25 protein-coding genes are annotated in these 25,694 nt (G+C 62.7%); 8 read left to right on the top strand and 17 right to left on the bottom strand.

Features of this window, described 5'->3' with window-relative positions; all coding sequences use genetic code 11:
- Positions 1 to 225: 225 nt before the first annotated feature.
- The 8 genes from NKH02_RS11875 to NKH02_RS11840 form a co-directional block, all read right to left on the bottom strand.
- Complete coding sequence (locus tag NKH02_RS11875) at positions 226 to 1,398, bottom strand: iron-containing alcohol dehydrogenase (protein WP_352863235.1); 1,173 nt, start codon at positions 1,396 to 1,398, stop codon at positions 226 to 228.
- Between the two features lie 33 nt (positions 1,399 to 1,431).
- Positions 1,432 to 1,920 (bottom strand): DUF2569 domain-containing protein, encoded by a 489-nt coding sequence (locus NKH02_RS11870; protein ID WP_352878889.1) that lies wholly within the window; start codon positions 1,918 to 1,920, stop codon positions 1,432 to 1,434.
- A 41-nt stretch (positions 1,921 to 1,961) separates the two neighbouring features.
- Positions 1,962 to 3,347 (bottom strand): aldehyde dehydrogenase family protein, encoded by a 1,386-nt coding sequence (locus tag NKH02_RS11865; protein ID WP_352878887.1) that lies wholly within the window; start codon positions 3,345 to 3,347, stop codon positions 1,962 to 1,964.
- Positions 3,348 to 3,362: 15 nt separating this feature from the next.
- The gene (locus tag NKH02_RS11860) at positions 3,363 to 3,782 is read right to left on the bottom strand and encodes a type II toxin-antitoxin system VapC family toxin (RefSeq protein WP_352878884.1); all 420 of its coding nucleotides are present in this window, start codon (positions 3,780 to 3,782) and stop codon (positions 3,363 to 3,365) included.
- Positions 3,772 to 4,209 carry a helix-turn-helix domain-containing protein gene (locus tag NKH02_RS11855; RefSeq protein ID WP_352878882.1) on the bottom strand — a complete coding sequence of 146 codons (438 nt, stop codon included), beginning with the start codon at positions 4,207 to 4,209 and terminating at the stop codon, positions 3,772 to 3,774. Before NKH02_RS11855 ends, NKH02_RS11860 begins: the two co-directional genes overlap by 11 nt.
- Positions 4,210 to 4,269: 60 nt before the next feature.
- Entirely contained in the window at positions 4,270 to 5,640 is a 1,371-nt protein-coding gene (locus NKH02_RS11850; RefSeq protein WP_352878880.1) for a glutamine synthetase family protein, read from the bottom strand.
- A gap of 86 nt (positions 5,641 to 5,726) precedes the next feature.
- Positions 5,727 to 7,289, bottom strand: a complete 1,563-nt coding sequence (locus NKH02_RS11845) for an amino acid permease (protein ID WP_352878877.1) — start codon at positions 7,287 to 7,289, stop codon at positions 5,727 to 5,729.
- Positions 7,290 to 7,310: 21 nt separating this feature from the next.
- A complete protein-coding gene (locus tag NKH02_RS11840; protein WP_352863226.1) occupies positions 7,311 to 8,129 on the bottom strand; it encodes an N-formylglutamate amidohydrolase in 819 nt (272 codons plus the stop codon).
- A 235-nt stretch (positions 8,130 to 8,364) separates the two neighbouring features.
- Here NKH02_RS11840 and NKH02_RS11835 point away from each other — a divergent pair, with 235 nt between their 5' ends.
- The 3 genes from NKH02_RS11835 (at position 8,365) to NKH02_RS11825 (ending at position 13,640) form a co-directional block, all read left to right on the top strand.
- Positions 8,365 to 9,192, top strand: coding sequence for a MurR/RpiR family transcriptional regulator (locus NKH02_RS11835; protein WP_352878874.1), 828 nt, complete (start codon positions 8,365 to 8,367; stop codon positions 9,190 to 9,192).
- 156 nt (positions 9,193 to 9,348) lie between these two features.
- Positions 9,349 to 10,512: an efflux RND transporter periplasmic adaptor subunit gene (locus NKH02_RS11830; protein ID WP_352863223.1), complete on the top strand. Its 1,164-nt coding sequence runs from the start codon at positions 9,349 to 9,351 to the stop codon at positions 10,510 to 10,512.
- Entirely contained in the window at positions 10,509 to 13,640 is a 3,132-nt protein-coding gene (locus NKH02_RS11825) for an efflux RND transporter permease subunit (protein WP_352878872.1), read from the top strand. The genes NKH02_RS11830 and NKH02_RS11825 overlap by 4 nt, the downstream gene beginning before the upstream one ends.
- A gap of 35 nt (positions 13,641 to 13,675) precedes the next feature.
- Here NKH02_RS11825 and NKH02_RS11820 read toward each other — a convergent pair whose 3' ends face one another.
- The 6 genes from NKH02_RS11820 to NKH02_RS11795 all read right to left on the bottom strand — a co-directional run bounded on the left by NKH02_RS11820 (position 13,676) and on the right by NKH02_RS11795 (position 19,596).
- The gene (locus NKH02_RS11820; protein WP_352863220.1) at positions 13,676 to 14,086 is read right to left on the bottom strand and encodes a GtrA family protein; all 411 of its coding nucleotides are present in this window, start codon (positions 14,084 to 14,086) and stop codon (positions 13,676 to 13,678) included.
- Positions 14,083 to 14,904, bottom strand: a complete 822-nt coding sequence (locus NKH02_RS11815; RefSeq protein WP_352863219.1) for a ChbG/HpnK family deacetylase — start codon at positions 14,902 to 14,904, stop codon at positions 14,083 to 14,085. Before NKH02_RS11815 ends, NKH02_RS11820 begins: the two co-directional genes overlap by 4 nt.
- Positions 14,901 to 15,890 (bottom strand): glycosyltransferase family 2 protein, encoded by a 990-nt coding sequence (locus NKH02_RS11810; RefSeq protein WP_352863217.1) that lies wholly within the window; start codon positions 15,888 to 15,890, stop codon positions 14,901 to 14,903. The genes NKH02_RS11815 and NKH02_RS11810 overlap by 4 nt, the downstream gene beginning before the upstream one ends.
- The gene (locus NKH02_RS11805) at positions 15,883 to 17,046 is read right to left on the bottom strand and encodes a glycosyltransferase family 87 protein (protein WP_352863216.1); all 1,164 of its coding nucleotides are present in this window, start codon (positions 17,044 to 17,046) and stop codon (positions 15,883 to 15,885) included. Before NKH02_RS11805 ends, NKH02_RS11810 begins: the two co-directional genes overlap by 8 nt.
- A gap of 218 nt (positions 17,047 to 17,264) precedes the next feature.
- Positions 17,265 to 18,302, bottom strand: a complete 1,038-nt coding sequence (locus tag NKH02_RS11800; RefSeq protein WP_352863214.1) for a zinc-binding dehydrogenase — start codon at positions 18,300 to 18,302, stop codon at positions 17,265 to 17,267.
- A gap of 52 nt (positions 18,303 to 18,354) precedes the next feature.
- Positions 18,355 to 19,596 (bottom strand): acyl-CoA dehydrogenase family protein, encoded by a 1,242-nt coding sequence (locus NKH02_RS11795; RefSeq protein WP_352863212.1) that lies wholly within the window; start codon positions 19,594 to 19,596, stop codon positions 18,355 to 18,357.
- Between the two features lie 114 nt (positions 19,597 to 19,710).
- Between NKH02_RS11795 and NKH02_RS11790 the strand changes: the two genes are divergently transcribed.
- From NKH02_RS11790 to NKH02_RS11770, 5 genes are all read left to right on the top strand, one after another.
- On the top strand, positions 19,711 to 20,526 hold the full coding sequence (locus NKH02_RS11790) for an SDR family oxidoreductase (protein ID WP_352863211.1): 816 nt from the start codon (positions 19,711 to 19,713) through the stop codon (positions 20,524 to 20,526).
- A gap of 39 nt (positions 20,527 to 20,565) precedes the next feature.
- Positions 20,566 to 21,051, top strand: coding sequence for a MaoC family dehydratase (locus NKH02_RS11785; RefSeq protein ID WP_352863209.1), 486 nt, complete (start codon positions 20,566 to 20,568; stop codon positions 21,049 to 21,051).
- Positions 21,048 to 22,082: a phosphotransferase family protein gene (locus NKH02_RS11780; RefSeq protein WP_352863208.1), complete on the top strand. Its 1,035-nt coding sequence runs from the start codon at positions 21,048 to 21,050 to the stop codon at positions 22,080 to 22,082. Before NKH02_RS11785 ends, NKH02_RS11780 begins: the two co-directional genes overlap by 4 nt.
- A 232-nt stretch (positions 22,083 to 22,314) precedes the next feature.
- Entirely contained in the window at positions 22,315 to 22,959 is a 645-nt protein-coding gene (locus NKH02_RS11775) for a TetR/AcrR family transcriptional regulator (protein ID WP_352863207.1), read from the top strand.
- A 205-nt stretch (positions 22,960 to 23,164) separates the two neighbouring features.
- Positions 23,165 to 23,413, top strand: a complete 249-nt coding sequence (locus tag NKH02_RS11770; RefSeq protein WP_352878870.1) for a DUF680 domain-containing protein — start codon at positions 23,165 to 23,167, stop codon at positions 23,411 to 23,413.
- A 43-nt stretch (positions 23,414 to 23,456) separates the two neighbouring features.
- Here NKH02_RS11770 and NKH02_RS11765 read toward each other — a convergent pair whose 3' ends face one another.
- The 3 genes from NKH02_RS11765 to NKH02_RS11755 all read right to left on the bottom strand — a co-directional run bounded on the left by NKH02_RS11765 (position 23,457) and on the right by NKH02_RS11755 (position 25,639).
- Complete coding sequence (locus tag NKH02_RS11765) at positions 23,457 to 24,506, bottom strand: Gfo/Idh/MocA family protein (RefSeq protein ID WP_352863204.1); 1,050 nt, start codon at positions 24,504 to 24,506, stop codon at positions 23,457 to 23,459.
- Positions 24,507 to 24,549: 43 nt separating this feature from the next.
- Positions 24,550 to 25,335 (bottom strand): ThuA domain-containing protein, encoded by a 786-nt coding sequence (locus NKH02_RS11760; RefSeq protein ID WP_352863203.1) that lies wholly within the window; start codon positions 25,333 to 25,335, stop codon positions 24,550 to 24,552.
- Between the two features lie 76 nt (positions 25,336 to 25,411).
- Positions 25,412 to 25,639 carry a hypothetical protein gene (locus NKH02_RS11755; protein ID WP_352863202.1) on the bottom strand — a complete coding sequence of 76 codons (228 nt, stop codon included), beginning with the start codon at positions 25,637 to 25,639 and terminating at the stop codon, positions 25,412 to 25,414.
- Between the last annotated feature and the right edge of the window lie 55 nt (positions 25,640 to 25,694).

Below are 25,694 nucleotides of genomic sequence, written 5' to 3'. Positions count from 1 at the left end.
CTGACGCCGTTGGACGCCTGCGATGCGGTATCGTTTTCATGTGACAGCCAGATGAAAGCTTTATGAAACCGGCTGCTCGCAGTACGAAAAAGTAAACTCTTTTTAACCGGCTGTAGCAATCGCTTCGCGATTCTTTTTCCGGCTAACTATTTTGTCCCTTGCCCGTCATCCTCCCCCTTGTTTTTCTAGCCCCTTTTCAGATCACTTCGCGGTGCGGAAAACGCCTCAGACCGTGCCGGCGATGGCGTTTTCGAGCAGGGTCAGCGCCGCCTTCTTGGTCAGCTTGACCGGGTTGCCGCCGGCGGTCGGATCGACCACGGCCATGTCGGCGATCAGCGCCTTGCGCTTCTTGTCCATGTCGAGCCCCTTGATCAGGCCCGGCAGCGCGTGCGGCACCTTCAATTCCTTACGCAGCTTGATGATCGCCTTGGCGAAGCCGTCGAAGCCGCCCTTGATGCCGCAATAGGCGGCGAGCCGGCCAATACGCTCCTCGATGGCGTCGCGGTTGAAGGCGAGCACATAAGGCATGAACACCGCATTGGTCATGCCGTGATGGGTATCGTAGAGCGCACCGACCGGATGCGACAGCGAATGGATGGCGCCGAGCCCTTTCTGGAAGGCGGCGGCGCCCATCGCGGCGGCGCTCATCATATGGGCGCGCGCGACGAGATCCTTGCCATTGGCAAAAGCCTTCGGCAGGTTCTCGAAGGCCAGCCTCACACCTTCGACGGCGATGCCGTCGGCCATCGGATGATAACCCGGCGCGCAATAGGCTTCGAGACAGTGGGCCAGCGCATCCATGCCGGTACCGGCGGTGATGAAGCCGGGCATGCCGACCGACAGTTCGGGATCGGCGATGACGATAGAAGGCAACAATTTGGGATGGAAGATGACTTTCTTGGTGTGCGTCGCCTCATTGGTGATGACACCGGCGCGGCCGACTTCCGATCCGGTGCCGGCGGTGGTCGGCACGGCGATGATCGGCGCGATGGCATCCGAATTGGCGCGCGTCCACCAGTCATCGACATCCTCGAAGTCCCACACCGGCCTAACCTGGCCGGCCTGGAAGGCAATCAGCTTGCCGAGATCGAGCGCCGAGCCACCGCCGAAGGCGATGACGCCGTCATGCTTGCCCTTCTTGAACACGGCGATGCCGGCGGTGAGATTGGATTCGACCGGGTTCGGCCTGACCTCCGAGAAGACGCCGTAGGGCACCTTGGCGTCGTCGAGAATCTTCAGCGTCGAGGCGACGACCGGCAGTTTCGCCAGGCCAGGATCGGTGACGAACAGCGGCCGCTTGATGCCGGTGGCCGCCAAAACCTCTGGCAATTCCTTGATGCGCCCGGCGCCGAAGCGGACGGTGGTGGGATAGTTCCATTTGGAGATCAGCTTGGACATTTTTTCTCGATTTCAGGACATTGTGGGTGGTGGCTATTGAGTGAAGGTGTTCTGAACCCGCCGGGACTTCTGCATGTATAGAATCCAGATTACGGAATAGACGATCGAGTGTTGAATATTCTTTGCCGCCTCTCCATCGAACAAAGCCATGCCTTGCGCCTCAAAGATATCGCCAAGAAGGATGCTCGCGGCCGCAAGATCGGTCAGGATAGAGACGGGACTGACGGCGGCCCAGACGATGTAAAGGCGTGGAAAAGCCCGCCGCTTGCCAATCAGCAAAACAAGCAAGCCCTGCGGGCAGGCGACCGCGATCGCCAGATATCCGAAAATCTCCGCCACGACGAAGACCTGCTGCGCACCGGTTAGTAGGCTAAAATACTCGGACAGGCCGATATGGTGCTCGAACACAACCAGGCCAGCCAGAGGCATGAAAATGAGGCCAAGCATCGGCACGACGAGATAGCCGCCAATACCCTCTGGCCCCTGACGGGCCAATGGTGCGGACGGCTGTATCTCAGACATTTCTCCTCCTTGAGTGGCCCAATGCTCGATGCTCAAGCAGCTCAGATGGCTTCGCGCAGATGGAATGACTTCGGCCTGGTCAGATTGTCATAGCCGATGGCGGACAGGCCGGCACCCTTGCCGGTGTCCTTGACGCCGGTCCAGACCAAGGCCGGGTCGAGATAGTCGCAGCGGTTCATGAACACCGTGCCGGTCTCGACGCGGTTGCCGATCGCCACCGCATGCTCGGTATCGCGCGTCCAGATCGAGGCCGTCAGCCCGTAGGGACTGTCGTTCATCAGCGCGATCGCTTCTTCGTCGTTGCGCACCTTCATGATGCCGACGATCGGCCCAAAACTCTCCTCGCGCATGACGCTCATCTGATGGTCGACATTGGTCAGCACTTCCGGCGCCAGATAGGGCGAGCCGGCCTTGTCGTTCGCCACCTTCATGTTGATATGTGCCACCGCGCCCTTGCGCAGTGCCTCGGCCTTCTGCTCGCGGATCAGGTCGGCGAAGCGCGCCTGCGCCATCGGCCCCATCGTCGTCGCTTGGTCGAGCGGATTGCCGACGACATAGTTCTTCGTCTCGGCGATGAAGCCTTCGACGAATTCGTCATAGACCTTTTCGTGCACGTAGACGCGTTCGATGCCGCAGCAGCACTGGCCGGAATTGTAGAAGGCGCCGTCGACCAGATTGGCGACCGCATGGTCCATCTTGGCGTCGGGCAGCACATAGGCCGGATCCTTGCCGCCAAGCTCTAGGCCGAGGGTCATGAAAGTGCCCGCCGCCGCTCTTTCGATGGCGCGGCCGCCGGCGACCGAACCGGTGAAATTGACATGGTCGATCTTGCCCGAGCCGAGCAGTTTCTCGGTCTGGGCGTGGTTCAGCACGATATTCTGGAACACGCCCTTCGGCAGACCGGCCTTGTCGAAGGCCTGCTGAAAGCGCTCGCCAACCCGCAGCGTCTGCGCCGCATGCTTGAGGATCACGGTGTTGCCGGCCATCAGCGCCGGCACGATGGTGTTGACGGCGGTGAGGTAAGGATAATTCCACGGCGCGATCACCATGACCACGCCGAGCGGATCCTTCTTCACATATCGGCGGAAGCCATCCTTCGGATTGGAGGCCGGCACAGACTTGAGCGCCGCCTCGGCGATCTCGACCATGTAGTTGGTGCGTTCCTTGACACCGCCGAACTCACCGCCATAACGAACAGGCCGCCCCATCTGCCAGGCGATTTCCGGCACGATCTCGTCTGTCATCGCGACCAGCGCTTCCAGCATCGCCAGCATGTACTTGCCGCGCTCGACGATCGGTGTCTCAGCCCACTTCTCCTGCGCCGCCTTGGCACGTTCTACCGCGGCGTTGATCGCCTGGTCCGTTGCCACGGGCCTCTCGGCATAGATCGAGCCATCGACGGGGGATATGAGTTTCACGGTTTCCAATTAAACGTCTCCAAATCAACAAGGAACTGTTTTGACGAAGCCAGCCAAGCCATAGGCAAGGATCGCGCGATCGCGGGTGATAATTTCCAAATTCTTCGAGCGCGCCGTAGCTATGATGATCCGGTCTGTTGGATCGTTGTGAACGACGCCGGGCAGGAACGAAGACTCGACCAAGAGCTCACTGTCGATGCCTTCAACACTCGTTGCACCAGCCTGCACGAACCGTTCAAACCATGCGAGCGGTGACTTGATGAACGGAAGCCGGCCTTTAGAAACCAGCATTCCGATTTCCCAGGCGGACATGACGGAAACGGCGATCACGTCGCCATTTTTGCGCGCGCTGGTCACCCTCTCAACCGCCGCTCTCGCGACCGGTTGTTCCGTCGACAGCCACAGCATGAAGCATGTGTCCAGAAGCACCCCATCAGTCGTCATACACCTTGCCCCAGTCCGGATCCGCGGGTGCGGTGTAATCGACGTCCGGGAGAAGCGTGAGTGTCCCAGCCATGCATCCAAACAACGGATCGGCGCCTCGCGGCGGCACGATGTATTCTCCAGCGGTGTCGTTTACGTCTAACGCATTCTCGAAATCCACCTGCCCCTCCATGAAGCCGGGACGACGCTCCGCCGCCTTCGCATCCGAAGAGCCCAGGTGGACCAAGACCTCGCTTTCCGGCTGGTCGAAAATTTCAGCGATCCTGCGTATTTCATCGACTTGCATACGCCGCTCGCCGTTCAGTGTCCGCGACAAGGCGCTGGGATGCATGTTCATGCGGCTGGCCATACGGCGCAACGATATGTTGCGCTCCTTCATCTGATCCGCGAACCATGTTTTGTCGACATTGGCTTTGCCTTTGAGCAACACTGCCTCCGATATGTTGCGGTGCTTATATCGCAACATATCGCAAAAAACGCAACAACGTCAATATCGCTCGAACCCCCTGTGCAGTTCCCAATCCGTGATGCGGCGGTCATATTCGAACTGCTCCCATTTTGCGGTGTGGACATAGTGTTCGAGCACATCCTCGCCGAGCGCCTGCCTCAGCATCTTCGACTTCGCCAGCGTCTCGGTCGCATCGCGCAGTGTCTTCGGGATCTCCGGCAAACGCGACGCCTGGTAAGCATCGCCGACAAACGGCTTCTGCAATTCCAGCTTCTCGTCGATGCCGGCGAGGCCGGCTGCGATCAGCGCCGCGAAAGCAAGATACGGGTTGAGGTCGGCGCCGCCGATGCGGCATTCCATGCGGATGCCCTTGGTGCCCTCGCCGCACAGGCGGAAGCCGGCGGTGCGGTTGTCCTCGCTCCACATGATCTTGGTCGGCGCAAAGGTGCCGGCCTGGAAGCGCTTGTAGGAGTTGATGTAGGGCGCCAGGAACCAGGTGAATTCCTTGGCGTATTTGAGCTGACCGGCGGCCCATTGCTGGCCCAGCGTCGAGAGCGTCCAGTCCGCTTTGTTGTCGAAGAACAACGGCGTCTTGCCGTCGGCGCTCCACAGCGAATTGTGGATGTGGCTGGAATTGCCGGCGAGCCCGTAATTGTACTTGGACATGAAGGAAATCGCCTTGCCTTCGGACTCGGCGATTTCCTTGGCGCCGTTCTTCAGGATGACGTGGCGGTCGGCCATGTCGAGCGCCTCGGCATAGCGCACATTGATCTCTTCCTGGCCCGGACCCCACTCGCCCTTGGAATTCTCGATCGGAATGCCGGCAGCTTCCATCTCGTTGCGAAGCCGGCGCATGACGCCTTCTTCCTTGGTGGTGATGCCGATCTGGTAGTCGCCGATATAGGGCGAGGCGGTGTCGAGGCCCTGCCAGTGTTTCTTGCGGGCGGAATCGTAGGTCTCGTTGAACAGATAGAATTCCAGCTCGGAAGCGAAATAGCCGATATAGCCGCGCTCCGTCAGCCGCTTGACCTGCTTCTTGAGGATAGCGCGCGGCGAATGCGGCAGGTCATCGTGGGTGTGGTGGTCAAGCACGTCGCAGATCACAAGTGCGGTCTTTTCCAGCCAGGGAATGCGCCGCAGCGTGGCCAGATCCGGCTTCATGACGAAGTCGCCATAGCCCTTCGACCAGCTCGCCGCCTTGTAGCCGGGCACGGGCTCCATATCGATGTCGGCAGCCAGCAGATAGTTGCAGCCATGCGTTTCGTCATGCGCGGAATCGACGAAGTACTGCGCCAGGAACCGTTTTCCCGCCAGCCGGCCCTGCATGTCGACGATGCAGGCGAGCACCGTGTCGATCTCGCCGCTGGAGACCGCTTTCTTCAACTGATCGAACGAGAAATTTCCGGCCATTCCTTTGGCACTCCAGCGCTTGACGATTGAGAGGGCAAACGAAACCATGGCCGGCAAAACGCCGGCCATGGCCATGATGGTTGATGTCAGTGGCCGGTTTCGCCGACGGCCATTTCGGCGGCCGCGATGGCAGCCCTGCGCTTGGCAATCTGGTCGCCGATCGGTGGACCCTGGAAGCGGCGGTTTTCGAAACCGAACCAAAGGACGGCGGTCAGCACAATGAAGCCAATGGTGATGTAAAGCACCTTGTCGTTCGGCGGCTGGATGGCGATGTAGAAGATGATCGCCATGCCGACAATCGACAGGGCGCAAAACAGCTTGAACAGCCCGGCGCCGAGGTTCCACGGGCCTGGAGTCGGCCATTTCGCCGTTCCGAAGGTCATCATGCCGAGTACGATCGGAATGATGAACGACAGAAACAGGAACACCAGCGTCGAATTGACGACGATGGTGTAGATGTTGGTGCCGCCAATCGAAATGAACTGTGCAAGAAAGACATAGATGATCTCAAGCACAGCAGCGGTCCAGATCGCGTTGACTGGCGTGCGCCAGGTCGGGTTGACTTTGGCGAGCGACGCGGAACCGAACGGCATGCCACCGTCACGCGAGAAGGCAAACAACATGCGCGAGGCCGAGGTCACCGTGGCGAGACCGCACAGGAACTGCGAGATCAGGATTGCGAGATACAGCAACGTCTTCAGCCAGACGGGCATGATCGCGTCCATGGTGGCGAAGAACACGTTCCAGCCCTGCTTGGCGCCGGCGGCCAGGTCGGGGATAGCCAGGACGATTGCGCACAGCATCACCCAACCGATTAGCGAAGACCAGAGCACGGACGAAACGATCGCCTGCGGCACCGAGTGTGCTGCCTTCTCTGTTTCTTCGGAGGTATGCGCCGACGCGTCGTAGCCGGTGATGGTATAGACCGGCAGAAGCAGGCAGAGCAGGAACAGGTAGCTCATGGAGTCGGACTGCGGGAAAACACCGCCACCGGCATCGCCCGAATAGTTGGTGAAGGTCCAAAGCCGCGTGATGTCGATCGCCGGCGCAAACACCAGGCAAGCCACGATTAGGACCGCCGTTGCTCCGAGAATCAGGAAGCCGGAAGCATCCGTCAGCATAGCCGTCAGCTTGATACCGAAATGGTTGAACAGCGCCTGCAGCACGGTGATGAAGGCTACGAACCCGACGATTTCGCCCGGCGTGCCGGTGATGCCGAACCAGCTTCCGAACGTTCCGACAAAGAAGAAGGCGGTGCCGATGTTGATGGCGCCGAGCACGGTGATCAGGCCAAACAGATTGAGCCAGGCCGTCAGCCAGCCAGTGAAGCGGTTGCCGAGGATCGACGACCAATGATAGAGGCCGCCGGCGGTCGGAAATGCCGAGGCGATCTGCGCCATGGCAAGGGCGAAGAAGCCCGATACGCAGCAGCCGACGATCCAGCCGATGCCCGCGCCCGCGCCACCGATCGACGATGTCGCCTGCGCGAAGGAATTGATGCCACCTGAAAGGATGCAGATGATCGAGAACGAGATCGCGAAATTCGAGAAGCGGCTCATGCTTCGCGACAGTTCCTGAGCATAGCCCATTCCATGGAGAACCTTGAGGTCCTCCTTCTTGTCAACTTCAGTATAACCCGGTGCTGCCATTTTGGTGTCCCCTGTTGGTTCTTAGCTGGCCGATTGAACTGACTTTCCGACTGAATGCGATCTGGTGTGTCCGGCCTCCTCTGGCTCCAGATCCGAAAAAATGCCCGTGAGCATATCCGCCCATTTCCGCTGCCCGGTCTCGCCGGCGATTTCATCGTTGCGGATTTCGATCATCGCGCAAGGCAAGCCGCGCGAGCGCGCATGGCGTTCCAGCGTGAAATAGACGCGGTCGGCCGGGGAATAGGGCTCGTTGACGCCGACGGTGACGCCAGCAAGCCGCTTCAGCGCCGATATCAGCGGTGATGCCAGCCGGCGATCCTTGTCGTGGATGATGCCTATATGCCAGGGCCGGTTTTTGGATTTGTAGACCGGCGTGAAGGAGTGGACCGAAACCAGGCGGGTCGCCTGCCCGCGCGCCAGCCGGTCGCAGACAATCTGATCGATGGCGGCGTGAAACGGCTGCCACGACAAGGCGATGCGCGCCGCGCGCTCACCTTCCGACAGGCCGGCATTGCCTGGTATGGCTGTTGTCTCACTGACAGGCGGTATCAAATCGGGCGCATCGAGCGGCCGGTTGCAGTCGATGACGAGACGCGAAATTCGGGTTTCGACCAACGTAGCATCGAGCGCCTGCGCCATGCGGCGGGCAACCGGCAGCGCGCCGGGATCCCACGCGATGTGGCGCGACAGGTCCTCGGCGGCAAGGCCAAGCGTGCCGAATTCGGCGGGAACGAAGTTCGAGGCGTGATCGCAGGTCAGCACAAAAGGGCTCGATCCGCCGGGGTTCGTCACCCTCACGGTATCAGACGCTGCAAGGCTGGCGGGCCGTGCTTTCTCCATAGTCTGCCGTCCCCGGGGAGCGCTGTATCGTATGTTACGTATTTTGTCTCATTGCGTCCCTGTGGATGATTTCATACAGTTTGGCCGGTTTTGTCAAATGCGATTTCGGAAAAGACCTTCGACCGGGCCGAAGCGTTTTGCAGCCAGGTAGAATCGCTTGGCGTCGCAGAAATGGGCCAAGACAAACAGACGGAGCGGAATGGTTTGCCATCCCGCTCCAGGGGGTGGGGGAAAGATGATTTCCAGTATTGCCGAACTGATTGCCGACCGCATCGGCACGATGCCGGCCGGCGAACGACGCGCGGCCCAGACGCTGATCGCCAGCTACCCGATGATCGGCCTGAAGACGGTCGCCGAGTTCTCGGCCGCGGCCGGCGTCTCCTCGCCGACGATCCTGCGCTTCGTTGCCCGGCTGGGCTTCCAGAACTATCCGGAATTCCAGTCAAGCCTGCAGGACGAACTGGCGGCGCAATTGCAATCGCCGGCGATAAGGACGCTCAACCCGCCCTCGCCCGGCGGCGGCACGGTGTCACCAATGCTGGAAGCGACGCTCGACAACATGCGCGAAACGTTCAGGCACCTGTCCGACAGGCAGCTTGCCGACATCGCCGCCCGGCTTGTCGACCGGCGCGGCAAGACATTCCTGATCGGCGGCCGCTTCACCGATCCGCTGGCGCGTTACATGGCCGCCCACCTCGCCGTCGTTCAGCCCGATGTCTTTCACCTTGCCGGTCAGGAAAGCACGTGGCGCGACAGGCTGATCGACATGGGCAAACGCGATGTGCTGGTGATCTTCGACATCAGGCGCTATCAGGACAGCCTCGCTCGCTTCGCCGAAAAGGCGCATCAGCGCGGCGTGCAGATCGTGCTGTTCACCGACCAATGGCTATCGCCGATCGCGCGTTTCGCCCGCCATGTCATCGCTGGACGAACGGCCGTGCCGTCGGCGTGGGATTCCTCCGCCGCCCTCTTCGTCGTTGCAGAAATGCTGATCGGCGCTGTCACAAGGCAACTGGAAGCAGAGGGCGCCAAGCGCATTCGAGAGATGGAAAGTCTGCGTTAGGCGTCACGTTACATATATTTAATGTGCGCAGACACCGGAGAGTTGTCATAAAGACGCGATATCGGGCTGGCTTCTTGCCTTACAATAGCCTCGCCGCGTCTGCTTCATTTCGGGAAACTGGTAGACGAAAGGACTGTTTTACCAACCGGAGTGCCGATGGCCGCCTGGAAACAGATAGTTTTTGCGCTTGTGGTGCTGGTGGTGGCGGCATCCGCCTGGCTGCGCTTTTATCCGGGCGCTCACGACGTGCTGGCAGGCTGGGGCATTGACTGGGCTTATGCGGCAACGTCTCCGGCTGAAAGCGGCGCCGTCAACGCGAAGCAGGCAATCGGCCGCGGTGGTGGCAACCAGCGGGTGAACGTGGTTGCCCTGGCGGCCACTTCGGCTGTTATCAACGACCGCTTGCAGGCGATCGGTACCGGCCGTGCCAATGCCTCGGTGACCGTCAATCCCTACAGTTCCGGCCGCCTCGCCGAGTTGCTGGTCGAATCCGGCAGCCATGTCGACAAGGGACAAATCATCGCCACCCTCGATTCCGAGACCGAAATGATCGCCCAGGACCGCGCCAAGCTCGCCTTGCAGGATGCGCAGGCCAAGCTTGACCGCGTCAAGTCGCTGCGCGCCTCCAACGCCGCGACACCGGTTGCCGTGGCCGACGCCGAAGTGGTGTTGGCGGGCGCCAAGCTGGCGCTTCAGGACGCGGAACTTGCACTCCAGCGTCGGTCGATTCTGGCACCGATTGCCGGCACCGTCGGCATCCTGCCGATCTCCGCCGGCAATTATGTGACCAACCAGTCGGCAATCGCCACGCTCGACGACCGCTCCAGCATTCTGGTCGATTTCCTGGTACCGGAGCGTTTCGCCGCCGCTGTGAAGGTCGGCGCGCAATTGACGGCGACGCCGATCGCCAATCCCAGCAATGCCTATACCGGAACGGTTTCGGCCATAGACAATCACATCGATGAGAAGAGCCGCACCCTTCTGGTCAAAGCCAAGATCGCCAATCCGGCCGATTCCCTGCGCGCCGGCATGTCGTTCGGCATCACCATGAAATTCCCGGGACAGACCTATCCGGCCATCAGCCCGCTGGCGATCCTGTGGGGTTCGGACGGCGCCTATGTCTGGCGGATCGCGGACGGCAAGGCCAGGCGGGTCCCGGTGCGCATCATCCAGCGCAACACCGAGACCGTGCTGATCGACGCGGAGATCGACAGCGGCGACATGGTGGTCACCGAAGGCACTCAGAGCGTCAGCGAGGGCGGCGCGGTCCGCGTTGCCGGCGAAGAGCAGCGTGCCGTGGAGGCGGCCGAGGGCTCATGACCGGCACCATCAACACCGCCAGCGATACCGGCTTCACCGCGCTGTTCATCCGCAGGCCGGTCATGGCCTTCGTTCTGAACACCCTCATCGCCGTTGCTGGCCTTGCCGCCTTCTATGGCGTCGAGATCCGTGAACTGCCTGACGTCGATCGCGCGGTCGTTACTGTTTCCACCGCCTTCGAAGGGGCGGCGGCAGAAACCGTCGACCGCGAATTGACCGACACGATCGAGGGCGCCGTCGCCCGCGTCTCCGGCGTCAAGTCGATCTCGTCTTCTTCCTCGTTCGGTTCGAGCCGCGTCACCATCGAGTTCAACGACGGTGTCGATCTCGACGTCGCCGCCTCGGACGTGCGTGATGCCGTCGGCCGCGTCGCCAACCAGATGCCGGACACCGCCGATCCGCCGCGCATCGTCAAGGCCGATGCCAATTCCGAACCGGTGATGCGATTGGCGGTGACCTCGGACAATATGTCGATCCAGGACATGACAGTGGTGGTCCAGGACCAGATCGAGGACGAGCTGGCCGCCGTGCCCGGCGTTGCCGACGTCCAGGTCTATGGCGACCGCGACAAGATCTTCCGCATCGATGTCGACCAGAACAAGCTTGCCAGCCTCGGCTTCACGGTGGCCGACCTCAGGGCGGCGCTTGCCTCTGTCGCCTTCGATTCACCCGCTGGTTCGATCACCACGACCAATCAGGACCTGATCGTCCGCACGACCGCCGACGTGACCACGCCGGAAGAGTTCGAAAACATCATCATCGGCGGCACGACGCGCATCCGCGACGTTGCCACCGTCACGCTCGGCCCCGATGTCGGCCAGACCGCGCTGCGTTCGGATGGCAAGACCGGTATTGGCATCGGCATCATCCGCCAGGCGGAATCGAACACGCTGGACATCTCGACCGGTGTCCAGGCCGCCGTCGCCAAATTGCAGGAAAACCTGCCCAAGGGCATGTCGATCAAGATCACCAGCGACGACGCGGTCTTCGTCAACGGCGCGGTGCACGAGGTCGAGATCGCGCTCGGCCTGTCGGTGACCATGGTGCTGATCGTCATCTATGTGTTTCTGCTCGACTGGCGCGCGACGCTGATCCCGGGACTATCGATGCCGGTTGCCATGATCGGCACCATCGCCGCCATCTATCTGGCTGGCTTCTCGGTCAACATCCTGACCCTGCTCGCCCTGGTGCTGGCGACCGGACTGGTCGTCGACGACGCCATCGTCGTGCTGGAGAACATCGTGCGACGGCGCAATGAAGGCATGGGGCCCCGCGCAGCCGCCGTGCTCGGCGCGCAGGAGGTGTTCTTCGCCGTCATTGCCACCACCTTGACGCTCGTCGCCGTCTTCGTGCCGATCTCGTTCCTGCCCGGCCAGACCGGCGGTCTGTTTCGCGAATTCGGCTTCGTGCTTGCCATGTCGGTGCTTCTGTCCTGCGTGGTGGCGCTGACGCTGTGCCCGATGCTCGCTTCGCGTATGCTGACCAGCGCATCGCTCCACCACGAAGGCGGTCACGGCGTCGGCGCCCGCATCGGCGGCGTGCTCAATACTGCCTACAAGCGCGGCCTGCACGCCTGCCTCGATGCGCCATGGATCGTGCTTCTGGTCGCGGTGCTGTTTGCCGGCACCGCCTTCACGCTGTTCGGCACCATACGCCAGGAACTGACGCCGACCGAGGATCGCGCCGCCGTGCTGCTGCGCGTCAGCGCCCCGCAGGGCGTCAGCCTCGACTACACCACCCAGCAGATGCAGAAGATCGAGAAACTGATCCAGCCGATGCGCGATTCCGGCGAGATCCGCAGCACTTTCGAGAATGCCGGCCAGAACGGCTCCTATAACTCAGGCTTCATGGTGATGACGCTGGCACCGTGGAACGAGCGCAGCCGCAGCCAGCAGGAGATCATGGCCGAGATCAGCCGGTTGACCAGACAGGTGCCGAGTGTGCGCATCTTCCCGGTGCAGCCCAACAGCCTCGGCATCCGCGGCGCCGGCAACGGCCTGCAGTTCGCGCTGGTCGGCAACGACCGCAAGGCACTCGGCGACGCAGCGGTGAAGATCATCGCCGAGATGCAGAAGGATCCGCGCTTCCAGACCCCGCGCCTGTCGATCGACCCGACGCAGCCGCAGCTGGCGGTGGCCATCGACCGCGAGCGCGCCTCCGACCTCGGCATCGACATCACTGGGCTGGCCAACACCTTGCAGGCCATGCTCGACGGCAACGACGTCGCCGACGTCTACATCGCCGACCGCAGCTATGGTGTGAAGCTGGTCTCGACCACCAATCCGATCAACGACCCGACCGATTTGGAAAACATCTTCCTGAAAACCGCCGACGGACGCTTCGTGCCGATGTCGACCATCGCCACGCTGACCGAGCGCGCCGTGCCGCCATCGCTGTCGCGTGAGCAGCAGCAGCCTTCGGTGGCCATCACATCCAACCTCACTGGCGACTTCGCTCTTGGCGATGCGCTCACCCGCGCCGAGGAAATCGCCACGCCGCTGCTGCCTGCGGGCAGCCGCATACTGCCGCTGGCCGAGGCCGCGACGCTGGGCGAGACCAACAGCGCCATGGTCACCATCTTCGGCTTCGCGCTGGTTATCATCCTTTTGGTGCTGGCCGCCCAGTTCGAAAGCTTCGTCAGCGCCGTCATCATCATGGCGACGGTGCCGCTCGGTCTCGCCTGCGCCATCTTCGCGCTGCTGCTCTCGGGCACCAGCCTCAACGCTTACAGCCAGATCGGCCTGGTGCTGCTGGTCGGAGTCATGGCCAAGAACGGCATCCTGATCGTCGAATTCGCCAACCAGCTGTGTGATCGTGGGCTTGGCGTGCGCGAAGCGATCGAGCAGGCCTCGATCATCCGCGTGCGGCCGGTGATGATGACGATGATCTGCACCGTGCTCGGCGGCTTGCCGCTGGTGCTGGCGAGCGGCGCCGGTGCCGAGGCGCGCGTCGCACTCGGCTGGGTCATCGTCGGCGGACTGGGCCTTGCCACCGTCTCGACGCTGTTCCTGACGCCGGTCGCCTATCTCCTGCTTGGCCGCTTCGTCACCCCGAAGACCCATGAGCAAGCCCGGCTGAAGCGCGAACTCGAGGAAGCCGCCTACACCAAAGTGGAGCCGGCCGAGTAGAGACATTCCAGCAAAAGTGAGGGCGGTTTCCGCCGCTATTTCAGCAACCGGCCTTCGATCGACCAGCGCGCGGCGAGGAAATTCAGCACCGCCGCCACGACGACACCGCCGATCTTGGCCGGCCAAACTCCGACAGTCGTTGCGAACAGCGCGATCGAAAGGCTGGAGACGCCGAGCGAGATCAGTCCCCCCAGGGAGGCGAAGCGAAGGAACGCGTCATGCAGCCGGATGGCTCGATTGCGCTCGAACGACCAGAAACCGTTCGCCGCGAAAGAGAAGGTGACGGCGATGAACCACGCGGCGATGTTGGCCGGCAGCGGCGAAACCCCGAGCTTGAGCAGCAGGAAGAAGCTGGCAAGGTCGATGGCCGTGTTCGCAAGTCCGACAATGGCAAAGCGGACGATCTTGTTGCCGGTCGAACGCTGGGGCCGCTCGGCGTCGCTCATCCCTTGCCATCCATGATTGCGACACCGGCGCGGGTCAGGCTGGCACCGAACGCATCCGACGCCAGGGCCGCGAATTCGACCTCGCGCACGCCTTGCATCGTGTCGCGCGCGCGCAGCGTCGCGTCGACATGGCCGGGATGGCACATGAACAGCCCTCGTTCCGGCAATGCCTCGACGGCGGCTTGCAGCACGGAAGCGAATTTTTCGGGTTGCCGCCAGTCATAGATGCCGGTGAGCGGCTTAAAAAGGGTGAAGCCGGCGCGCTGCATCGACCGATTGAAGCCGACAGCGAGCGCGGCGATCGCCGCGACTTTCGGCGCCGAGGCGAATTGGCCGGTCAGTGCCGGAGCGCCGCGCAGCGCCGGCCTGTCGCTTCCTTCGCCAAGGCGCGCGCGCAGCCATGTGCGCACGACGGGAAGGAAATGCACATGCTGATGCCCGTCGACGAAATCGGGGCGGCGCCCCAGCGCCTCGATGAAGCGGCCGTACTGGGCGTCGAGCTCGGCATGGACATCGCGCTCGGCAATGTGGCCGCGCAGGACAGGCAATGCCAACGAGCGAAGTGGCGGCAGCCGGCCTTCCGGCGCCAGGCTCGACCGGCCGGTGATCGCAGGCTGGTCGGTCAAGGTGAGATGCAGCCCGACCGCGACATGGCCACAGAAAGGCTTTATGTGCGCCGCCTCCGCTTCCCATTCCGGAAAGCCAGTCATGCAGCTGGTTCCGGTCAGCCGCCCGCGATCGAGAAGGTCGAGAATCCCGGCGGAGACGCCGGGCGCCAGGCCGTAGTCGTCGGCGATCAGGCGGATGCGGCGCGTCATCTGTCGCTAGCGCCCTGCTCCGGCCTGTCGGCGGAGATCTCGCTGCGCACGACATCGCGCACGAGATAGACCGGCCGATCCTTGCTCTCGCTGAGCGTGACCCAGACATATTCGCCGATCAGGCCAAGCAGGGTCAGGTTGAGGCCGCCGAGCAGCACGACAGCGACCAGAAGGCTGGGGTAGCCGGGAACGGCAATGCCGTAGAAAATCACCTCGAAGAACACTTTGGCGCCGTAGACCGCGCCGCCCAATGCCGCGAGCAGCCCGCTGAGGCTGATCAGGCGCAGCGGAATGACGGAGAACGAGGTGAAACCTTCGAGCGAGAAGGCGATCAGGTTGAGCCGGCTCCATTTCGACGTGCCGCTGGCGCGGCCCTCCGGCGAATAGGGCAACGCCTTCTGGCGGAAGCCCGCCCAGGCAAACAGGCCCTTGTTGAAGCGTCGCTTGTCGCGCAAGCTGGTCAGCGCGCGCGCCACGGCAGCGCGCATGACGCGGAAGTCGCCGGCATTTTCAGGAATGTCGAAACGCTGGCTGCTGTTGATCAGGCTGTAGAAAAGCCGGGCCAGCTGGCTGCGCCGCCAGCTCGCCTCGCGGCGGTCGTTCTGCGCATAGACGACATCGACATCAGGATGTTCCACCAGCTCGGTGATCAGCTTCAGGCTGATGTCCAGGGAATGCTGGAGGTCGGCGTCCATGATCAGCACCATGTCGCCGCGCGACCGATCGAGGCCGGCGAGCACAGCGACCTCCTTGCCGAAATTGCGGCTGAGGCGAACGAGCTCCCACGACCCCGTCAGCGCCTGCGAAAACCGCCCAGCGCCATCGTCACGGCTGCCGTCATCAACCAGGATCTTGTGCACGGTCATGCCGAAGCGCTGTGCCACGGCCGATTCGAGCTCGCCGAGCAGGCGTGCGAAGGCCGATGCCGATGGCGCCTCGTTGAAGAACGGCGCCACGATGTCGAGTGTCGACCGCAACTCAGCCATTTGCGACCCCTGCATTCACCACCTTTACCCGCGCACTGGCCCAGAACCACCAGATCAGCGAACCCGCGATGAACGTAACCGCGATCGGCCGAAACCAGGGGTAGAGGAAATCGTGCACATGGCGATCGACGCCGGTCAGTCCGGCCGCGAACAGCACCGTCGACAACACCGAGGCCAGAACGCCACCGCGTTCTTCGCGCCACAACAGGGCGATGGCGAGACCGGCGGGCACCGCGATCATCGCATAGGTGTTGGGCTCGACGCGCGGGTTGAAGACGCACATGTAGAAAGTGGCCGTTAGGAAGATCGCCAACCCCGCCGGTCCGCGTTCAAGCTTGCGGTCGAACCAGATGACAGCCGAAAGCGTAAACAGAGCCATGACCATGCGTATGACCGTTGCGCCGAATTCCGGAATCGGCAGCCCTATCCTGGTGAACGGCGCCGTGAAATCGGAGGGTATGAAATGGCTGGTGTTGTCGATGGCCATCGAAGTCAGCATCTGGGCGAAGACACGATACTGATCGTTGAGGTAGCCGGCGGGAGCGAAAGCGTAGGGCAGCGCGAGCACGAACAGCACCGCCAGCGCCAGCACCGGTATCAAACGGAGCCGAAGGGCTCCCACCAACAACAGCATGATGATCGCGGTCGGCTTGGCGATGACGGCAAGCGAAGCCCAGAAGAAGGTCTCCGCGCGCCGCCCGTCAAGCGCCGACAGGGTGAGAAGCCAGCAGGCCCCGGTGAGCAGGATTGTCGCCTGGCCGTTACGGATCGCCCCCGCCGCCATCGGCAAAGCGAGGAAAAGACCGAAAGAAAGCAGCCACGTCAGTTCGCCGCCGCCGAGCTTGCGCACCTGCCGCATCGCGGCGTAGGTCAGCACGGCAAAGCCAAGCGTGTGCCACACCACGCCGCCCAAATGCGAACCGAGTTTGACTATCGGAATATAGAGCGCGGCAAAGGCCGGCGCGTAGAGATACCCCATCTCGGACTGGGTGTCGTAGAGCGGCAGACCGGCCAGAAGGGCCTCGCTGCCGTCCAGATAAGCCTGCCATACCGTCCGCGTGTGGGGTGACCACAGGACCATGGCGAGAACGACCAGAAATGTTCCGACCCAGAGGCTGAACCCCAAACGGTCGAAGACCGGCTTGGATATCGTCATCAAATCACCCCACACTATCCCGGAACAGGCCCAGTCCGGCACCGTCCCGGCATTCGATGGCGGCGGCATATCACGGACAAAGCGGCGTGGCATAGGGGGCTGAAAGACGCGGATAGCCGCCTGACGATCCGGGCGGCGGCCAGATACCGACATCCTTGCGGCCGTCGAAAGTCCTCTGAAGGCTTCATGTCCAAGCTTCTCGCGTCTCTCGAATGGAGCTAAGGCCGAATGAACACCTTGCCATTGGGCCTGGCCAGTTCCTCCGGCAGCCGCGACATCGCCTCGGCGAGCGGCACCACCGCCGTCACGTCGGTCGACCATCGCCCGTCGGAAAAACGCTTCTGCGCTTCAAGGATCGCCGAGCCGCGGCGGTCGCGGAACTGGCGCATCCACTCGCTCAGCCAAAAACCTTCGATATGCTTGTGCTGGAAGATCAGCTGGCCGGGTTCGCGGATAACAGTGGCTTCGGGATCGAGCCGCCCATAGATGATCCAGCGCGAACGCTTCGGCATGGCGTCGAAGATGGCGGAGGCCAGCGGCCCGGTCACCGCGTCGAGGAAGATGCGCGGCTGTTCGGCCTTCATCACCTCGCGCAGCGACGTCTTGAAATCCGGCGCCTTTTCGTTGAGGACATGCGCCGCGCCAAGTTCTTTCAGCGAAGCGATCTGGTCGTCGCGGCGCACGGTGACGATCGGTCGGAATCCCTCTTCCCTGGCCAGCCCGATGATCAGCTTGCAGAGCTGGCTGGCGCCGGCGGTCATGACGAAGCCCTTTTCGCCTTCCTGTTTGACGATGTCGAACATGGCGAGTGCGGTGAGCGGGTTGACGATCATCGCCGCGCCGTCCTCGTCGCGGACGGTGTCGAGCAGCGGGATGCAGACCGCCGCCTCGGCGACGGCATAGTCGGCCCATGAGCCCCAGTTGGTGACACCGGTGGTAAAGGCGACGCGCTTGCCGATCAGGCTTTTGGGATAGGGCTCGTCACCGCTGGCGACGACGGTGCCGACACCCTCGAAGCCGGCCGGCTGGCCCTTGGCGCGCGGCTGGCCATACTGGCCCTTGATGAAGGCGACATCGGACGGATTGATCGAGGCGAGGCTGACCTTGATCAGCACCTGCGTCGGTCCGGGTGTCGGCACCGCGATGCTGCCCGGCTCGAGATAGGGCTCCATCGCCTCCAGCATACTGCCGCTCGGCGTCCTGGTGTAGCCGTCGCCGACCAGCAGCAGCGCCTTCATTTCGGAGGGGACGGTCATCGCAACACTCCTTGCCTGGACCTGTCGGCTTGCCGGATGACGATGCCGGCGTTCAGACCTTTTCCTGCGTGTATTTCTTCAGCTCCGTCCGCGCCACCTGCCGGCGATGCACGGCATCAGGCCCGTCGGCAAGGCGCAATGTCCGCAGGTGCGTCCACGACCGCGCCAGCGGCGTGTCCTGGCTGATGCCTTGCGCGCCGAACATCTGCACCGCCTCGTCGGTGACCTTGAGAGCGACGCGCGGCGCTACCACCTTGATCTGGCTGATCCAGGGAGCTGCGGCCCGCGCATCGCCCTGGTCGATCATCCAGGCCGCCTTGAGGCAGAGCAGGCGGGCCATCTCGATCTCCATGCGGCATTCCGCGATGATGTCGAAATTGGCACCGAGCTTTGCCAGGGGCTGGCCGAAGGCCTCGCGGCGCACGGAACGCTGGCACAGCATTTCCAGCGCCATCTCGGCCTGGCCGATGGCGCGCATGCAGTGATGGATGCGGCCAGGGCCGAGCCGCCCCTGCGCGATCTCGAAACCCCTGCCCTCGCCGAGGATCAGGTTCGATGCCGGCACCCGCACATTGTCGAAGCGAAGATGCATATGGCCATGCGGCGCGTCGTCGTCGCCATAGACCTGCATGGCGCGGACCTTGGTCACGCCCTTTGTGCCCGATGGCACCAGGATCATCGAATGGCGGCGATGCCGCGGCTCGCTGTCATCGCCGGTCCGGACCATGACGATGTAGATGGCGCAGCGCGGATCGCCGGCGCCGGACGCCCACCATTTCTCGCCGTTGAGCACATAGTCGTCGCCGTGCCGCTCGCAGCGCATGGCGATGTTAGTGGCGTCGGACGAGGCGATGTCCGGCTCGGTCATCAGATAGGCCGAGCGGATCGTGCCCTCGAGCAGCGGCTCAAGCCACGCCTTCTTGTGGTCCGCCGAGCCGTAGCGTTCCAGCACCTCCATATTGCCGGTGTCGGGCGCCGAGCAGTTGAAGGTTTCCGCGCCGAGATGCGCCTTGCCCATCTCCTCGGCCAGATAGGCGTATTCGACCGTGGAAAGGCCGTAACCGCGCTCCGAGCCGGTCAGCCAGAAATTCCACAGGCCGCGCTCTCTTGCGGTCTTCTTCAGCCCTTCGAGGATCTCGCTCTGGCGCGCCGTATAGACCCAGCGGTCGCCTTCCTTGCCCACTTCGCCGAGAAACTCCTTGTCAAGCGGCATGATCTCCTCGCGCACCATGGCCGCGACGCGCGCGTGTATCGGCTTCAGCCGCTCGGTCATGCCGAGATTCATGTCCGTCATCGGTCGCTAACCCTTCATGCATGCCAGGCATTTGTCAGTGGCAAGGATGACCGTACTTCGGATAGCCTTGTCAACGCGAACTGTTTGCCCGCATGCCGAGCGCGGAGGATTGTGATGAGCTATCTGGACGAGCTGTTTTCGGTGGCCGGCAAGATCGCGCTGGTCACGGGTGCCGCGACCGGCATCGGCCGCATGGCGGCGACCGCGCTGGTGCGGGCCGGCGCCAGCGTGATGATCGCTTCGCGTAAGGGCGAGGACTGCATCAAGGTCGCCGAAGAACTGAACGGTCTTGGCGCCTCGGGCCGGGCGGAAGGCTTCGCCGGCGATGTCTCCAGCGAGGCCGGCATTGCCGCGCTCGTCGCCGAGGTCAAGGCGCGGACCGATCGCCTGAACATCCTGGTCAACAATGCCGGCGTTTCCTGGGGTGCGCCGCTGGAGAGCTTTCCCTATTCGGCTTGGGCCAAGGTGCTCGGCGTCAATGTCACCGCGGTCTTCCATCTGACGCGTGAATTGCTGCCGCTGCTCGATGCCGCCGCCAGCGACGCCGATCCGGCTAGGGTGATCAACCTCGGTTCGGTGATGGGCACGCAGCCGCTGGCCGACGACGCCTATTCCTACACGGCCTCGAAGGCCGCGGTTCACCATTTGACACGCACCCTGGCGCTGGAGTTCGCCGCCCGACGCATCACCGTCAACGCTTTCGCCCCCGGGCCGTTCCAGAGCCGCATGACGGCGTTTGCCACCGGCACGGATGAACAGGCCAGACATGTCGGCAATCATGTTCCGATCGGCCGTATCGGCGCACCGGATGACATTGCCGGCGCAACGCTCTATTTGTGCAGCCGTGCCGGCAGCTATGTCACCGGCGCCATCCTGCCGATCGACGGCGGGCAGTCGGTGCAGCATGGGCTGACACTGTTCAAGGAATGACATTTTCCGGCCACAGAAGCCGGAGGTGAACTGGAGGACATGAGTTTGGAACCGATCAGTCTCGATGTGCTTCTGGCCAATATCGGCAAGGAGGTTGGCGTGTCGCCGTGGCGGGTGGTCACGCAACGCATGATCGACCAGTTCGCCGACGCCACCGACGACCACCAGTTCATCCACTGCGACCCGGAGCGGGCCATGCGCGAGACTCCGTTCGGCGGCACCATCGCGCACGGCTTCCTGTCGCTGTCGCTGTTGTCGGCAATGACCTTCGAGACAATGCCGCCGCTGGAAAACAGCAAGATGGGCGTCAACCACGGCTTCGATTCGCTGCGCTTCCTGGCACCGGTGAAGACCGGCGCGCGCATTCGCACCCGTTTCGTGCTGGCCGACGTCAAGGTCAGGCCGTCGGGCTGGGTGCAGACGGCGCACGACGTGACGATCGAGATCGAAGGCTCGAAGAAACCGGCGCTGACCGCGCGCTGGCTAACGCTGACCTTGATCGAACGTCAGCCAGAGACGGCATGAACGATCCGAACGTCCTCGACCAGGCGGCGCTCGCGCCTTACCTCGAGGCCAACATACCGGGCTTTTCCGGGCTTGCCGCAATCGAAAAGTTCAAATCCGGCCAATCGAACCCGACCTATCTGCTGACGGCGGCAAGCGGCCGTTACGTGCTGCGCGCCAAGCCGCCGGGGCAGTTGTTGAAATCGGCGCATCAGGTCGACCGCGAATTCAGGGTGATGAAGGCGCTTGCCGGCACCGCCGTGCCAGTGCCTCGGATGCTGCATCTTTCCGACGAAGACTCGCCGATCGGACGTATGTTCTACGTGATGGATTTCGTCGACGGCCGCATTTTCTGGGATCCGGCGCTGCCGGAGGCTCGCGATAACGATGAACGCGCCGCCATCTACGATGCCCTGAACGATACCCTCGCCGCGCTGCACGACGTCGATGTCGAGGCCGTGGGTCTCGGTGATTTCGGCCGGCCCGGCAACTACTTCGAGCGTCAGCTGGCGCGCTGGACCAGCCAGTACCGCGCCTCGGAAACCGGCACCGTCGCCGACATGGACCGGCTGATTGCCTGGCTGGAGACGCGCATGCCGGAAGATGACGGCCGCGTCTCGCTGGTGCATGGCGACTACCGGCTGGACAATCTGATCTTCGCGCCGGACCGGCCAAAGGTTCTGGCTGTGCTCGACTGGGAACTGTCGACATCAGGCCACCCCTTCGCCGATATCGCCTACCAGTGCATGCAATGGCGCCTGCCGCATAGCTCGGGCTTTCGCGGCCTGGGCGGTGTCGATCGTGCCGCACTCGGCCTGCCGCTGGAAGAGGAATATGTCGCCGCCTACTGCCGGCGGCGCGGGCTTACCGGCATCGGCAACTGGACCTTCTTCCTCGCTTTCTCCTTCTTCCGGCTGGCTGCGATCTGCCAGGGCGTCTTCAAGCGGGCGCTGGACGGCAACGCCTCTAATCCGGAAAAGGCGAGAACCTATGGCGAGGCGGTAAAACTGCTTTCGCATCTCGCCGCCAAACTGATCGACAAGGAGGCGTGATGATGGGCCGCTTCGAGGGAGCAACAAAGCTGATCACGGGTGCTGCCGTCGGGCTTGGCCGGGCGCCGCGAAAGGCTTTGCCACTGAGGGCGCCCGGATGGTGCTGTCGGACATCGACGAGCGTCGGCGCCATCTGGAGCTTTGTCGTTTGGGGAACTTCCCGTGCCCTTGTCCGTTTCCGTACAGCGTATATAATTCAGCCAGGCACCAACCCAAACAAAGGCACCAGATCTTGCCGCCGAGCGTCCAGACACGCCGCGAGAAACAAAAGGCCGAACTGCGCTCCGAACTGGTCGAGGCCGCGCACAAGCTCGTCCAGGAAGAAGGCTATGAAGGCCTGACCATCCGCAAATTGGCCAAGCGGGTCGGCTATGCCCCGATGTCGGTCTATTCCTACTTCGCCGACAAACAGGACATCCTGTTTGCGCTGGCGGAAGATGCGTTCGAGACGCTTGCCCGACGCATCGAGGAGCATTCGTCCGACGATCCGATCGAGGCGTTGCAGGCGGTCATGACGGAATATGCCGCCTTCGGGCTCGGCAATCCGAACGAATACCGCACGGTGTTCATGACCGAGAAGACCAAGCTGCCGGAAGGCAGGAGCTACGAGGACATGGAAGAGAGCAACCCGGCGATGAACGCGCTGATCAGCAGGGTCGAGGCCTGCGTCGCCGCCGGCAAGTTGCAGGGCGATCCACGCGCCATCGCCACCATGCTGTGGGCGGTCGGCCATGGCACGATCTCGCTGCTCATCACCTTTCCGTTCTACCCCTTCGGCGATCCGCAGGCTTTCGTGAAGCGGATGTGCGATTTCACGCTTGCCACGCTCAGCACGCAAAATGTGCCACCGCTGACCGGGACACCGGTCAACCGCTGAACGTCAGTACCTTTCGTTTCCATATTTCTCTCCGCCAGCCAAAGCGGGGTGAATTTCTTGGTTAACAAAAAATTTATCGTACGCGTACGGTTTCGCCTTGAACTTCGGGATCGACGGGCGTATCTGTACAGTGCATCGTACATGTACGAAAGAAGTTCACCGTAAGGTACGAATTGAATTCGACCTCAGAAAACGGAGACTGACTATGAAAAAGACACTCCTCACCCTCGCCGCCGTGCTGGCACTTTCGGGCTCGGCCTTCGCCGCCAGCGCCACCCACCCGGTCAAGCATGCGTCCGCCGCGACCTGCGTAGACACGAAGACCAACGTGAAGCTCGATTGCGCCTCGACCGGCTCGGTCGAGAAGAAGGGCACCACGGAAAACACCGCTGAAGGCAAAGGCCCGCGGCTCGGCATCAGCATCGACCCGTGGATCGTGCCGAGCTCGTTCTGATATTTGCGGGAAATCACTTCTGGCCGGCATAAGCCGGCCAGCTTCAGGCGATCGATACCGGCAGCCTTGCCGCTGAACTCTCGAAGGCGGCGTCGATCAGCTTCTGCATATCGGCGGCGCGCCGGAACGATGGATCGCCATTCCGGCCAGCATCCAGTGCATCGGCAAAGCGCCTGGCGTTGCGTTTGACATCGGGCAGCGCCAGCGTTTGCCAGCGCTGAAGATCGACATCCCCACCCAGGCAGGCGGACAGGTTCGATACCTTGCCGTCGGTCTCGACCTTAATAGCGCCCTTGATGCCGTGCAGGGCCAGCGACAGATCGTTGGCATGACCGGTCGTGTAGCGGCTCGCCACGATCGTGGCGAGCGCACCGGAGCTCAGCCGCGCCGTCATCGCGACGCTGTCATTGGCATCCAGCACATAGTCGCCGATGCGCTCACCCTCGGCCTTCGGAAACGTCACCAGATCGGCATGCAGACTGACGATATCCTGGTCGGCGCCATAGGTGGCGAAATCCAGGATATGAATACCGACATCGCCGAGCACGCCTGTCGAGCCATGCCGGCTCGACAGGCGCCACAGCCATTTGTCCTCGACCCGCCAGTCGCCCCATGATTTGCTGACCAGCCAGCTCTGCCGGTAGCTCGCCTCGACATGGCGCAACTCGCCGATCTCGCCGGCCTGCACCATGCGCCGTGCTTCCTGGATCGCCGGTGAGTTGCGATAGGTCAGGTTGACCATGTTGACCACCCCGGCTGCCTCGGCCGCTTCGGTCATTGCCAGCGCATCGGCGTGGTTCGGTGCCAGCGGCTTTTCGCAAAACACATGCTTGCCCTCGGCAAGCAGCGCAAGCGTCGTCGCCATATGCGCACCATCCGGCGTCGCGTTGATGGCGGCATCGAACTGACCCCAGGCGACCGCCGCTTCCAGACTCTCGAAGAAATCGCCGATCTTGCTGGCGGCGGCAAACGCGGCCGCGCGGCCGGGCACCTGGTCGACGCAAGCGACGATGCCGCAGCCCGGAATCCCGGCGAACTCCTCGACATGATGCCCGGCGATGCCGCCTGTGCCGAGCAAGAGAATTCGATGCATCAGTTCAGGCCCCCAACCCCTCACGCCCCAATCAACTCAGGCCTCAACTAAGGCCCTTGTCGCCATCGGCATGCAGACGCAGGCCCTTCTGGACGATCTTCTCCTTTGCCGCATCCGTCGGCACGTTCGGCGCATTGGTGATGCCGGACCATGCCGGCGCCGGGTTGTGCGCCCAGTGCACCGCATTGCGCAGCACCTGCTGCACGCCCTCATTGTGATAGATCGGATAGGTCTCGTGGCCGGGCGAGAAGTAGAAGATCCTGCCGGCGCCGCGCTGATAGGTCAGCCCGGACCGGAACACCTCGCCGCCCTCGTACCAGGAGACGAACACCGTCTCGAGCGGCTCCGGCACCGCGAACGGTTCGCCATACATTTCCGTCTCGCCGATCTCGAGGCACTCGCCTATGCCTTGCGCGATCGGGTGGCCGCGGTTGATCGCCCAGACGCGCTCGCGCTCGCCCGCCTCGCGCCATTTCAACGAACAGGGCGTGCCCATCAGCCGCTTGAAGATCTTCGAGTAGTGGCCGGAATGGAGCACGATCAGCCCCATGCCTTCCCACACACGCTTCTGCACCCGCTCGACGATCTCGTCCTTGACCTCGCCATGCGCCGCATGGCCCCACCACAACAGAACGTCGGTGGCCGCCAGGCGTTTCTCGCTCAAGCCATGTTCGGGCTCCTGCAAGGTGGCGGTGGTCGCCTCGATGCCCTTGTCTCGGTTCAGCGCAGCGGCAATGGTGCCATGCATCCCCAAGGGATAGAGGTCGCGCACGGCGGCATTGGTCTGCTCGTGGACGTTCTCGCCCCAGACGATTGCTTTTGTCGGCATTTTCATCTCCCAAAGCGCTTTAAATAGCATGTCCAATGGGATTGAGAAGGTCCGGTTCGATCTGGCCCGATGGAAATTACGTCTTGCGCCTCTTGCGCCCGGCAACGGTCTTGGGCTTGCCCGGTCTTGCGGGAGAGCCTGGAATGGCCGTGCTGGTGATCGATATAGGATCGCTGGCCGGGAACGTGTCCTCGAGGCCTTCCTCGAGTTCCTCTTCGGCGCTCGGCGCTTCTTGCCGCTCATGTTCGAGCGAGCGGACGGCCGCGGTTTTCCTGGCTGACTTCGGCGCGGAATTCGTCGGCATCGGCATTCTCCCTCGGCGTGAGGATGCAGAACGAGCCTGCCCTGCAAAACGTTCC

Origin of the sequence: Mesorhizobium sp. M1396 (genome assembly GCF_040317725.1) — a bacterium.
Taxonomy (GTDB): domain Bacteria; phylum Pseudomonadota; class Alphaproteobacteria; order Rhizobiales; family Rhizobiaceae; genus Mesorhizobium.
Note: the sequence above shows the minus strand (reverse complement) of the source record. Positions and strands in the feature narration are given on the sequence as shown.